This window comes from Pectobacterium nicotianae, assembly GCF_023272715.1.
GTDB lineage: Bacteria > Pseudomonadota > Gammaproteobacteria > Enterobacterales > Enterobacteriaceae > Pectobacterium > Pectobacterium brasiliense.
Map to the genome: position 1 here is coordinate 348,048 of NZ_CP096821.1, position 11,862 is coordinate 359,909.

At 56.0% G+C, this 11,862-nt stretch carries 9 protein-coding genes; 7 read left to right on the top strand and 2 right to left on the bottom strand.

The features are described from left to right. Window positions 1-7: 7 nt before the first annotated feature. Complete coding sequence (malQ, locus tag MYB54_RS01490) at window positions 8-2,095, top strand: 4-alpha-glucanotransferase (RefSeq protein ID WP_248721418.1); 2,088 nt, start codon at window positions 8-10, stop codon at window positions 2,093-2,095. A gap of 67 nt (window positions 2,096-2,162) precedes the next feature. Here malQ and nfuA read toward each other — a convergent pair whose 3' ends face one another. Next, a complete protein-coding gene (nfuA, locus tag MYB54_RS01495; RefSeq protein WP_010277845.1) occupies window positions 2,163-2,738 on the bottom strand; it encodes a Fe-S biogenesis protein NfuA in 576 nt (191 codons plus the stop codon). A gap of 60 nt (window positions 2,739-2,798) precedes the next feature. Further along, entirely contained in the window at window positions 2,799-3,500 is a 702-nt protein-coding gene (gene gntX / locus MYB54_RS01500; protein ID WP_205604545.1) for a DNA utilization protein GntX, read from the bottom strand. 83 nt (window positions 3,501-3,583) lie between these two features. Between gntX and bioH the strand changes: the two genes are divergently transcribed. From bioH to MYB54_RS01530, 6 genes are all read left to right on the top strand, one after another. Then, complete coding sequence (gene bioH / locus MYB54_RS01505) at window positions 3,584-4,351, top strand: pimeloyl-ACP methyl ester esterase BioH (RefSeq protein ID WP_248721419.1); 768 nt, start codon at window positions 3,584-3,586, stop codon at window positions 4,349-4,351. Window positions 4,352-4,533: 182 nt separating this feature from the next. After that, on the top strand, window positions 4,534-7,650 hold the full coding sequence (acrD, locus tag MYB54_RS01510) for a multidrug efflux RND transporter permease AcrD (protein ID WP_248721420.1): 3,117 nt from the start codon (window positions 4,534-4,536) through the stop codon (window positions 7,648-7,650). 146 nt (window positions 7,651-7,796) lie between these two features. Then, window positions 7,797-8,411: a LysE family translocator gene (locus MYB54_RS01515; protein ID WP_014916889.1), complete on the top strand. Its 615-nt coding sequence runs from the start codon at window positions 7,797-7,799 to the stop codon at window positions 8,409-8,411. A 3-nt stretch (window positions 8,412-8,414) separates the two neighbouring features. Next, window positions 8,415-9,500 (top strand): GlxA family transcriptional regulator, encoded by a 1,086-nt coding sequence (locus tag MYB54_RS01520; RefSeq protein ID WP_228376634.1) that lies wholly within the window; start codon window positions 8,415-8,417, stop codon window positions 9,498-9,500. A gap of 124 nt (window positions 9,501-9,624) precedes the next feature. Continuing rightward, window positions 9,625-11,370, top strand: a complete 1,746-nt coding sequence (locus MYB54_RS01525) for an alkaline phosphatase (RefSeq protein WP_010277828.1) — start codon at window positions 9,625-9,627, stop codon at window positions 11,368-11,370. Window positions 11,371-11,382: 12 nt separating this feature from the next. Continuing rightward, window positions 11,383-11,862 carry a hypothetical protein gene (locus MYB54_RS01530; RefSeq protein WP_039288599.1) on the top strand — a complete coding sequence of 160 codons (480 nt, stop codon included), beginning with the start codon at window positions 11,383-11,385 and terminating at the stop codon, window positions 11,860-11,862.

Genomic DNA, 11,862 nt, shown 5'->3' on the forward strand with positions numbered 1-11,862 from the left:
GGAGAGGGTGTTCAAGGTGGATAAACTGGCAAGCCAGCAGACAGGCATCGCGGAAAGCTATACCGATGCGTATGGCAAAGAGCACATTGTTGCGGCCGCAATCAGAAACCAGATTCAGGCCATGATGGACGTTTCTGATAGCGATAATGCACCCTTGCCGCCTGTTCGGGTCTTTTTGCAAGGCCGGGATGCGGTCATCGAGCTTGCTGGTCACGGTGAATTCCTCTGGACGCTGATGTATGAAAACGGCGGTCAAATTCAAGGACAGATAACGGGCGGCTCAACGCTGGCGCTGCCGGGCGTGCTGCCGCTGGGTTACCACTACCTGACGCTGACGCAGGCCGATCAGCGCTGGAGCTGTCGGATTATTGTTGCCCCGCACCGCTGCTATGAGCCCGAGTCCTTATTACAGGGAAAACGCTGGTGGGGCGTGACCGTCCAGCTGTATACCCTGCGATCGCAGAACAACTGGGGCGTCGGGGATTTTGGCGATCTTCGCCAACTGATAGAACAGATTGCCCGGCGCGGCGGTGCCTTTGTGGGGCTGAATCCGCTGCATTCGCTGTACCCCGCACTACCAGAAGCTGCAAGCCCTTATAGTCCTTCCTCTCGGCACTGGCTGAACATTATTTATATCGATATGAATCGGATCGATGATTTCCAGCAGAGCAGTGAAGCGCAAGCATGGTGGCACCGTGAGGATACGCAAAGCGCGGTGTCTGCGCTGCGGGCAGGACGCTGGGTCGATTATGAACCGGTGACGGCCCTTAAGCTGACCGCCTTGCGGCTGGCTTTCCGCTACTTTACGACGCGCAGTGCGCTGGATCCGCGTATTAGCGCCTTTCGCCAGTTTGTCGTTAGCGGTGGGCAGAGTCTGCAACTTCAGGCGACGTTTGATGCATTGCAGGCCTACCTGAAAAAACAGGGTGAGAATTACGCGGACTGGCACCAATGGCCTGCCAGCTATCATGACGTGCACAGTGAAACCGTGAAATCATTCCGCCGTGAAAACAGCGATGAGATTACGTTTTACAGCTGGCTGCAATGGGTGGCGCACGAGCAACTCGCGGAGTGCTACGCGCACAGTAAACAGCTTGGCTTGCCGCTCGGTCTGTATCGCGATTTAGCCGTTGGCGTTGCACAGGGCGGCGCGGAAACCTGGGACGAACGGCAGCTCTATTGCCTTGATGCCTCTATCGGTGCACCGCCGGATCCGCTTGGGCCGCAGGGACAAGACTGGCAGCTTGCCCCGGTGAATCCAACTATGCTGCAGCTTCGTGGCTATCAACCGTTTATCGACGTCCTGCGCAGCAACATGGCGCACTGTGGTGCATTGCGTATCGATCACGTGATGGCGCTCTTGCGCCTGTGGTGGATACCCAAGGCGGAGTCGGCGGGCAACGGGGCTTACGTGCATTATCCGGTCGACGATCTGCTGGCGGTACTGGCGCTGGAAAGCCAGCGTCATCGCTGCCTGATTATCGGTGAGGATTTAGGCACGGTGCCGCCGGAAATTGTCAGCAAACTGCACGACTACGGTATCTATTCTTACAAGGTGCTTTTCTTTGAAAAGGACGAAGAGAACCACTTCCGCGCGCCGGAAGATTACCCGCGTCAGGCCATGACAACGATCACCACGCACGATCTCCCGACGCTGCGCGGCTACTGGCAAACCGTGGATTTATCGCTGGGGCGGGAGTTAGGGCTGTACCCGACGGAAGCGCTACTGCAAGAACAAATGCAGCAGCGTGAGAAAGCGAAACAGGGGTTGCTCAACGCATTGCACGAATTCGGGCTATTGCCGCAGCGGGTTGGCCGTAATTCGGCGCTGACGACAATGGGCGCACCGCTGAGTCGTGGCGTTCATCGCTATGTCGCTGACAGCGCAAGCGCGCTGGTCGGGTTCCAACTGGAAGACTGGCTGGACATGGCGACGCCGGTCAATGTGCCGGGCACCAATCGTGAATACCCCAACTGGCGGCGCAAGCTCACGCGTCCGCTGGAGTCGATCTTCGCTGACCGCTGCCTTGAACGACTGGTTCGGGATATGGATTTGCGTCGTGGCGCGCCGATGAAAGCGCAGAAAGCCGAATAACAGAATGAATACTCTTCCTCCCCTGAGCCGGGGAGGAAAAGCAAAGATCAATCATCAGGGGAGAGGATTAATAGTAGGAGTGCTCGCCGCGCTGGTGTTCGGTGAGATCTCTCACGCCTTTCAGCTCAGGGAAAGTTTGCAGCAGCTCTTTCTCAATCCCTTCTTTCAGCGTGACGTCAACCATCGAACAGCCGTTACAGCCGCCGCCAAATTGCAGAATCGCCAGACCGTCATCGGTAATTTCCATCAGCGTCACTCGGCCGCCGTGGCCTGCCAGCTGTGGGTTGATCTGCGATTGCAGCACATATTCCACGCGTTCCATCAGCGGGGCATTGTCGTCCACTTTACGCATTTTAGCGTTCGGCGCTTTCAGCGTGAGCTGAGAACCTAACTGGTCGGTCACGAAGTCGATTTCAGCGTCTTCCAGATAAGGTGCGCTGAGTTCGTCCACGTAAGCGGAAATTTTTTCAAACTTCAGTACGGTATCGCTGGCTTCTACGGCATCCGGCGGGCAATACGATACGCCGCACTCGGCGTTTGGCGTACCTGGATTGATAACAAATACGCGAATCTGTGTGCCTTCTTCCTGTTTTGCCAACAGTTTCAGGAAATGCTCCTGAGCAGCATCGGTAATACGGATCATAAGAGTAAGCTCGATAGTTGACTGCACTTATCGGTTATAATACGCCCATCCTCCCCCCAACTACAAGGTTCGGCACAAACACCAGACCTGAACGCCCGCTGCACCTTGAGCCAGCAGCAGCCTGCTGATTTCGGCTGCGGTACTACCCGTCGTGACCACATCATCCAGTAAAACCACCTGCTGCCCGGACAGCGAGACATCACAGGAAAATGCACCCCGCAGATTGCGCCGTCGCGCACTGGCGCTGAGCGTTTGCTGTAGCGGCGCGCGTCGGGTGCGCTGCAATGCGCGTGGCTCGTAAGCGCAGTTCAGCCAGCGGGCGAGAGGCCGGGCGAGCAGCTCGGTCTGGTTGAAGCCACGTCGCCACTGGCGGTTCCGGTGCAGGGGAACGGTGAACAAACGATCGGGGCGGAACAGGGGAACCTGTCCGGTGAGCTTTCGCTCGCGGTAGGTCATCTGCCAGCGTAGCAACAGCTGTCGGGCGAGCACCGCTGCCAGCTCGGTTTTACCGTGAAACTTAAAATGCTTCAGCAGCGTGTTGAATGGCGGTACGTAGTCGCTGATAAACGTGATTGATTGCCAGGGCGGCGGGTTTTGCAGGCAGCGCCCGCACTGATGTGTTGTGTCACCGGAGGGCAAGCCACAGCGCGGGCAGCAGAGGGGCAAACGCGGCAAATGGCGCTGGCAGTACGAGCAAATACCCTGCTGGCTGTGATGAAGCGGCAATAAGCATAGCCAGCAGCGTGCGGAGATGGTTAACATTGTTTTCCTTAACGATCGTTTTCCCTGAAATATATTGACCCCATGCAAACGTGAAGGGGTTTCCTGAGGAAGGAAGATAACTGATGGCAGCGTTGTATTGGCAGACCGAAGGCGCAGGAAACACGGATCTTGTGTTGCTGCACGGGTGGGGACTGAATGCGCAGGTATGGCAAAGCATGATTGCGCGACTCGCCCCGCATTTTCGTCTGCATGTAGTCGATCTGCCGGGCTATGGCAGAAGTCAGGGATTTGGGCCGATGCCGCTGAGTGACATGGCGAACATCGTGCTGGCGCAGGCGCCGGAACACGCCGTCTGGCTAGGGTGGTCGCTGGGTGGGCTGGTTGCCAGCCAGATTGCATTGAGCGCCCCTGTGCGGGTGGACAAGCTGATTACCGTGGCGTCATCCCCCTGCTTCAGTGCACAGGACGACTGGCCGGGAATCAAGCCAGACGTCTTGCAGGGGTTTCAACAGCAGCTTAGTGAAGATTTCCAGCGTACGGTTGAGCGGTTTTTGGCGCTGCAAACGCTGGGAACGGAGAGCGCACGTCAGGATGCCCGACTGTTAAAAAGCGTGGTGCTGGAACAGCCTATGCCGTCAGTCGAGGTATTAAACGGCGGGCTGGCGATTTTGCGTGAAGCGGATTTACGCCAGCCGTTAGCCGACCTGGCCGTGCCGTTCCTGCGGCTCTATGGTGCGTTAGACGGGCTGGTGCCGCGCAAGGTTGCCGGATTGCTGGATGACCAGTGGCCAAATTCAACCTCGGTGGTGATTCCAAAGGCCGCGCATGCGCCGTTTATCTCGCACCCTGATGCCTTTGCCGAGCAGGTGATCGCGTTCGCGCAGGCGTAGCCGACGATAATTTACATTTTCTCCTCAATTTCTCCACGATTTAGCCGACATCGACAGTTAAGGTAATTCGGCACCCTGTGTGCAGGGTTTTCTCTGGGTTTTGTGAATCTTATTCAGATTGTTCATAAGTAGGCTGCTCGTGAAGCAGCCACGTTAAAATATGGCTGAGGAGTGTTGGAGAGATGGCGAACTTTTTTGTCGACCGTCCCATTTTTGCGTGGGTGCTGGCTATCCTTCTCAGCCTGTGCGGTATGTTGGCCATCAAGTCATTGCCGCTGGAACAGTATCCCGATCTGGCTCCGCCCAGCGTGCGAATCACCGCGAGCTACCCCGGCGCATCGGCGCAGACGCTGGAAAATACCGTCACACAGGTTATCGAGCAAAGCATGACGGGGCTGGATAACCTGATGTACATGTCCTCGGACAGCAGCAATACCGGGCAAGCCAGAGTCATGTTGACCTTCGAGGCAGGCACCGACCCCGATGAAGCCCGCCAGCAGGTGCAAAACCAGCTTCAATCCGCTACCCGTAAGCTGCCGCAGGACGTCCAGCAGCAGGGTGTCACCGTGAGTAAAACCGGCGATACCAATATCCTGATGGTCGCGTTTGTCTCTACCGATGGCAGCATGGACAAACAGGACATCGCCGATTATGTCGCCACCAATATTCAGGAGCCGATCAGCCGCATCAGCGGGGTAGGCGAGGTCGATTCCTACGGATCGCAGTATGCGATGCGCATCTGGCTGGATCCGGCCAAACTGATGGATTATGCGCTGACCACCAGCGATGTGGTGCGGGCTATCGAATCGCAGAACAGTCAGGTCTCGGTCGGTCAGGTCGGTGGCGTGCCGTCGGTGGATAATCAGGCGCTGAACGCCACGATCAACGCGCAGTCGCTGTTAGAGACGCCGCAGCAGTTTCGCGATATCACGCTGCGCGTCAATCAAGACGGCTCTGCTGTGACGCTCGGCAATGTCGCGGAAGTCGAGCTGGGGGCAGAGCGTTACGATTTTCTCAGCCGCTTCAACGGTCAGGCCGCTTCCGGTCTGGGCGTAAAACTGGCGTCCGGTGCGAATGAGCTGGAAACCGATAAGCGCGTCAGAGAACGTATCGAGGAGCTGTCGCAATATTTCCCGCACGGTCTGGAAGCCAAAATCGCTTTCGAAACCTCCCCTTTTGTTAAAGCCTCTATCACTGATGTGGTGAAAACCCTGTTCGAAGCGGTGCTGCTGGTCTTTCTGGTGATGTATCTGTTCTTGCAGAATTTCCGCGCCACGTTGATTCCTACGATTGCGGTGCCAGTGGTGTTGCTAGGCACGTTTGCCGTGCTGTATGCCTTCGGCTTTAGCCTGAATACCCTGACGATGTTCGCGATGGTGCTGGCGATTGGCCTGCTGGTTGACGATGCCATTGTGGTGGTGGAAAACGTAGAGCGTGTGATGAGCGAGGAAGGGCTCTCACCACGCGAGGCGACGCGAAAATCGATGGGGCAGGTGCAAGGGGCGCTGGTCGGGATCGCGCTGGTGCTGTCCGCCGTATTTGTGCCGATGGCCTTCTTTGGCGGCACGACGGGAGCGATTTACCGCCAGTTCTCCATCACGATTGTGACCTCAATGATTCTGTCGGTGCTGGTGGCGATGATTCTGACGCCCGCGCTGTGCGCGACGTTGCTCAAGCCGCTTGCCAAGGGGCAGCATCATGGCCGCAAAGGGTTCTTTGGCTGGTTTAACCGGAGCTTTACCCGCACGTCGCTGAAGTATGAACGCGGCGTCGGCAAGATATTGATCAGCAGCGGGCGCTGGCTGCTGCTGTATATGGGCATCATCGGGGTTATGGCCTTCCTGTTCTTCCGGCTACCGACCTCGTTTCTGCCGCAGGAAGATCGCGGTGTGTTCACGACACAAGTGCAGCTCCCGCCGGGCTCGACGCAGCAGCAGACCCTACAGGTGGTCAACAAGATCGAGCAGTACTATCTCACGCAGGAAAAAGACACCGTGACGTCCGTGTTTTCCACCATTGGCTCAGGGCCGGGTGGAAACGGGCAGAACGTAGCGCGGCTGTTTGTACGCCTTAAAGACTGGGATGAACGCACCACGCCGGAGAGCAGCTCGTTTGCGGTTATCGAACGCGCGACCAAAGCCTTTCGTCATATTCAGGAAGCGCGTGTGTTCGCCAGTAGTCCGCCGTCAATTAACGGGCTGGGGAGTGCCGCCGGTTTCGCCATGCGGTTACAAGATCGCGCGGGACTGGGACACGATGCGCTGATGGCCGCGCGGGATCAGCTGTTAAATATGGCTGATAGCAATCCCGAACTGACGCGCGTGCGCCACAACGGTCTGGATGATAGCGCGCAGCTGCGCATTCATATCGATCAGCGCAAAGCACAGTCGCTGGGCGTATCGGTGGATGACATTAACAGCACGCTGAAAACGGGATGGGGTTCGACCTATGTGAATGACTTCCTTGACCGTGGCCGGGTGAAGAAAGTCTACGTGCAGGCGGCGGCGAAGTTCCGCATGCTGCCGGACGATGTCAGCAAATGGTATGTGCGCAACAACAGCGGCGGCATGGTGCCGTTCAGCGCGTTTGCGCAAACCGTCTGGGAAACGGGATCGCCGCGCCTTGAGCGCTACAACGGCTATTCGTCGCTGGAGATTGTCGGCGAGGCGACGCCGGGCGTCAGTACCGGTACGGCGATGAATGTCATGGAATCACTGGTGGCGAAGTTGCCGGAAGGCTTTGGATTACAGTGGACGGGTATGTCGTTGCAGGAGCGATTGAGCGGGGCGCAGGCACCGGCGCTGTATGCCATTTCGCTGCTGGTGGTATTCCTGTGTCTGGCTGCGCTCTATGAAAGCTGGACGGTGCCGTTCTCCGTCATGCTGGTGGTGCCGATGGGCGTGCTGGGGGCGCTGGTGGCAACCTGGGCGCGCGGTCTGGAAAATGATGTCTATTTTCAGGTTGGGCTACTGACGGTGGTCGGGCTATCGGCGAAGAACGCCATTCTGATAGTGGAATTCGCTAACGAAATGAACCAGAAAGGGAAGGATCTGGTTGAGGCCACGCTGGAAGCCTCCCGTCAGCGATTGCGGCCGATCTTGATGACGTCGCTGGCGTTTATCTTCGGCGTTCTGCCGATGGCAACCAGCAGCGGTGCGGGCTCGGCCAGCCAGCATGCGGTGGGAACGGGCGTGATCGGCGGGATGCTGGCTGCCACCTTCCTCGCCATCTTCTTTGTGCCGCTGTTCTTTGTTGTCGTACGCCGCCGCTTTCCGTTAAAGGAGAAAGCACCCGAGTAGGGCATGGTCGACATTGCCTGACGACCTGATGGCATTCGCCGAATGGTGGTTTGCTGGGTATCCATAAACAACACTATTTAGTCCGAACTGTTCATTTATTCACGCTGAACAGTTCGCTCTAATACCTCTGTAAAAGAGGAGAGGTTATGGACATCACTGTATGGTTTTACTTCGCGCTTGCCTGTTGCGGCCTTGCCATGACTCCAGGGCCGAATGCGCTACTGGTCATCACGCACAGTATTCGATTCGGGCCTGCTATCACCCTGTATACCATTTGGGGCGGCATACTGGCCTTCGCGCTGCTGATGGTTGTGTCCCTGTTTGGCATTGACGTGTTGCTTACCATGTACCCTTCTTTCCTGACTTACATAAAATTTGCCGGCGGCATGTATCTTATCTGGCTGGGTTTCAGGCAGTGGCGGTTAAGGACGCTGCCTATCAGTGAATCTGCGCCAGTGGTGGCATCAATAAATCGGTTATCCCTTTTTACTCAGGGTGCCGCGTCGGCAGGGGCGAATCCGAAAGTCTTCTTATTCTTCGGGGCGTTTCTCACTCAATTTATCGATCCGACAAAGGATACATTGCTGCAATTTGTCGTGATGGTTGCCACCTTTGTCGCCGTGGAGTTTCTGGTTGAACTGGCTATCAACCTAACGGCGGGGCGATTTCGGGTTTATCTTGCAGAGCATGGCAAAGCCTTTAGCATGGTTTGCGGTGCCATCTTTGTGACGATTGGCGGACTGGTGCTGTTTATGCAGTAAACGGTGGGTCTTGCGCTAAAAAGCCGCTTTCTCTCGCTGAGCGTTAAAATAGGGTTATCTCTGTCTGGATTGCGTTGTCGCGATCCGCTTTTTGAGCAGGCGTACATGGTCAATCCCCAGATAAAATTCGTTCTGCTGCTGATGCCGGGTTTTTCCCTTCTGTCGGTCGGTGGATTTCTCGATAAGCTGCGGTTCTCCAGCGATGAGGAGGACTATAGTCGCCAGGTGAACTGTTCCTGGACGCTGACGACGCTGGATAACCAGCCAGTGACAGCCAGCTGTGGGGCCGTGCTGGTGCCAGACGAGGCGGTTTCAACGCGGAAAATCCATGCTGGAAACTGCGATTATTTCGTCATTTTCGGTGGGAATACACCCGCCAAAATCATGTCTGATACCGCCTCTTATCTCCCCTTGCTGCGGCACCTTCGGCGCAGCAAGATCCCGCTGGTGAGTGTTGATAATGCCGCCTTTCTGCTTGCGGAGACGGGGTTTTCCGGCAAACGCATTCTGGTTCACTGGCGTCATTTCGGTGAGTTTAAAGCGCTTTTTCCGTCTATTACCCCCGTTACGGACAGGAACGTCATGGAGGAAGGCGGTATCTATTCCTGCCCCGGCGGCAGTGCCACTATCGAGCTGGCAGCTTTTCTGCTGGAAAAAAAGCTAGGAAGAGAACGGGCTATCAAGGGGTTATCAGATATGTTGGTCGGTGGGTTTGTTCCTCCGTCCAGCCTGACATGGAACAGCCCTGAGCTTGAAGGCGCGCCGACGTCGGTACGACGGGCGCTGACTATCATGCGCCAGAGTCTGGCAAGCAGGCTAACTTCTGAGGATATTGCTCAGCGCAGCGGCCTGTCGCGGAGACAGCTGGATAGATCGCTGCAAAAGCGCATTGGCCGTACCATCCAGCAGACGTACATGGACATGAAGATCGCTCAGGCCTGTTGGCTGATGCTGCGGACTTCCCGCACCTTGTCCCAAATTGCGGCAGATACCGGTTTTTCCGATCCCAGTCATCTGAGCCGTATTTTCCGGCAGCATCTGGGGATGGCGCCCGGAAAGTGGCGTCGGGAGAATGCATTTGAAACGTAACAGCCAGATTGTATTTGTTATTGAAAATAGATGTAGATGCAATAATTTATGGGTAAATTCATCAAACTGTAAAAAAAGGTAACTACGTTATGTCCTGCTAAACTACGCAACCAAGGACATAACAATGAAAGCTCGCTGGTTACTGCCTTTACTGATTTCTGCTGCACTGCCAGGAATGGTGCAGGCTCAGGCCATTTATCCCATTGACCGTGCCACCATGTTGGCGGGCGGGAAATTCGATTTTAAAGTCGAGTTTGATGAAGTACTTAAGCCGGAAGATATTCGCATTCTGATCAACGGCAAGGATTACCAGCAGGTGCTGGGCAAAACGGCCTCGTTTGTTGAGCGTGAAGACGGCGGCAACGCGTCCACGATCTGGCTGCGAGACGTGAACTTGCCGGAAGCGGGCAAGTATGTGGTAGAGGCGGAAGCCAAAGGCAAAAAGACGCAGGTGAACTGGGACGTTTATTCCGCGTCCGGCACGCGTAAAGCCAAAAACGTGATTCTGTTCATCGGCGATGGCCTGTCCGTTGCGCACCGCACTGGCGCGCGCATCCTGTCCAAAGGGGTGACGGAAGGGAAAGCTGACGGTCGTCTGGCGATTGATGACCTGCAATATATGGCGTTTGCCGGTACGTCCAGTACCGACTCTATCGCGGCCGATAGCGCCAACACCATGAGCGCCTATATGACCGGTCACAAATCCGGTGTGAATGCGCTGGGTGTCTACGTCAGCCGTAGCAAAAATTCACTGGATCACCCGAAGCAGGAAACGCTGGGTGAGCTGTTAACCCGTTCGACCAAAATGTCTGTCGGCGTCGTCAGCGATGCTGAACTTCAAGACGCTACGCCAGCGGCGGTCGTCTCTCACACGCGTCGTCGTGCGGATAAAGCCGAAATCGTTGAGATGTTCTACAACGTGCAGCCTACGGTCATGCTGGGCGGCGGTTCTGCCTACTTCCTGCCAAAAAGCACGCCGGGTTCTAAGCGTAAAGACGAAACCAACTACGTTGAGAAATTCCAGCAGGCGGGCTATTCACTGGTTACCGATGCGGATTCACTGAAGAAAAATGCTGCGCAGGCGACCAAGCTGCTGGGGCTGTTCCACACCGGCAACATGGATGGCGTGATGGATCGTCGCTTCCTGAAAAATGACGTTGCCAAGAAATTCCCGAACCAGCCTGACCTGACCGACATGACGCAGGCGGCGCTGGATGTGCTGTCCAAAAACCAGGATGGCTTCTTCCTTATGGTGGAATCTGCGCTGATCGACAAAGCGTCCCACCCGCTGGATTGGGAACGTGCTTTCACGAACACCATCATGCTGGATCAGTCTGTCGCCATCGCCAAGAAATTTGCCGAGAAAAACCCAGACACGATGATTATCGTGACGGGTGACCATACGCATGGCCTGTCTATCATCGGTACTGTGGACGACAGCAAGCCGGGCACCGAAATGCGTGAGAAGGTTGGCGTGTATGAAGATGCGGGCTATCCGAACTATAAGGATGCCAACAAAGACGGCTACCCGGATGACCTGAACGTTTCTAAACGTCTGGCGGTGTTCTTCAACAACTTCCCTGACTATTACGAGACGTTCCGTCCGAAGCTGGATAACCAGTTCGTTCCTGCTATCAAGAACGAAAAAGATGAATATGTCGCCAACAAAGCCTACGAGAAAGTGCCGGGCGCGGTATTCCGTGAAGGGATCCTGCCACGCTCTTCCGATACGGGTGTTCATGCCGTTGACGACATGGTGATTCAGGCGAGCGGCCCAGGTGCAGAGCGTATCCGTGGTTACATGGAAAACACCGATCTGTTCCGGGTGATTGTTGATGCACTGGCGGTGAAACCGCAGGACAAAAAGTAATCCTACGACGCTATGAATAATGCGAAATGCAGCAAAGCGGGGGCGACCCCGCTTTTATTCTCTTGGCTGCGCGCGGTGCTGGTGATCTTCCTCCTCGGTGGTATCGCCCCGGTGAAAGCCGCGCAGTCTGAACTCTCCTTCGACAAGCTGTACGCCTCTTACGGCGTGCTGGGTCTGGAATTCTCCAATGAAGTCAAAACGCTCTCCGGCAAACGGGTAAAAATGCGCGGCTTCATGGCACCGCCCCTCAAGGCGGAGTCACAATTCTTTGTCTTAACCAAAATGCCGATGGCGCTGTGCCCCTTCTGTTCGTCTGATGCGGACTGGCCTGAAGATATCCTCGTTGTTTACCTCGCCAAACGTCAGACCTTCGTACAGAACAACACCATGATTGAGGTGGAAGGCGTGCTGGAACACGGATCGTGGACTGACCCTGAAACGGGTTTTGTCAGCCTGCTGCGACTGCGTGAAGCCACGTTCGATACCCTTTAG

Coding starts and splice junctions, on each gene's coding strand:
- nfuA (WP_010277845.1), bottom strand. CDS start 2,738: ATGATCCGTATTACCGATGCTGCTCAGGAGCATTTCCTGAAACTGTTG.
- gntX (WP_205604545.1), bottom strand. CDS start 3,500: ATGTTAACCATCTCCGCACGCTGCTGGCTATGCTTATTGCCGCTTCAT.
- bioH (WP_248721419.1), top strand. CDS start 3,584: ATGGCAGCGTTGTATTGGCAGACCGAAGGCGCAGGAAACACGGATCTT.
- acrD (WP_248721420.1), top strand. CDS start 4,534: ATGGCGAACTTTTTTGTCGACCGTCCCATTTTTGCGTGGGTGCTGGCT.
- MYB54_RS01515 (WP_014916889.1), top strand. CDS start 7,797: ATGGACATCACTGTATGGTTTTACTTCGCGCTTGCCTGTTGCGGCCTT.
- MYB54_RS01525 (WP_010277828.1), top strand. CDS start 9,625: ATGAAAGCTCGCTGGTTACTGCCTTTACTGATTTCTGCTGCACTGCCA.
- MYB54_RS01530 (WP_039288599.1), top strand. CDS start 11,383: ATGAATAATGCGAAATGCAGCAAAGCGGGGGCGACCCCGCTTTTATTC.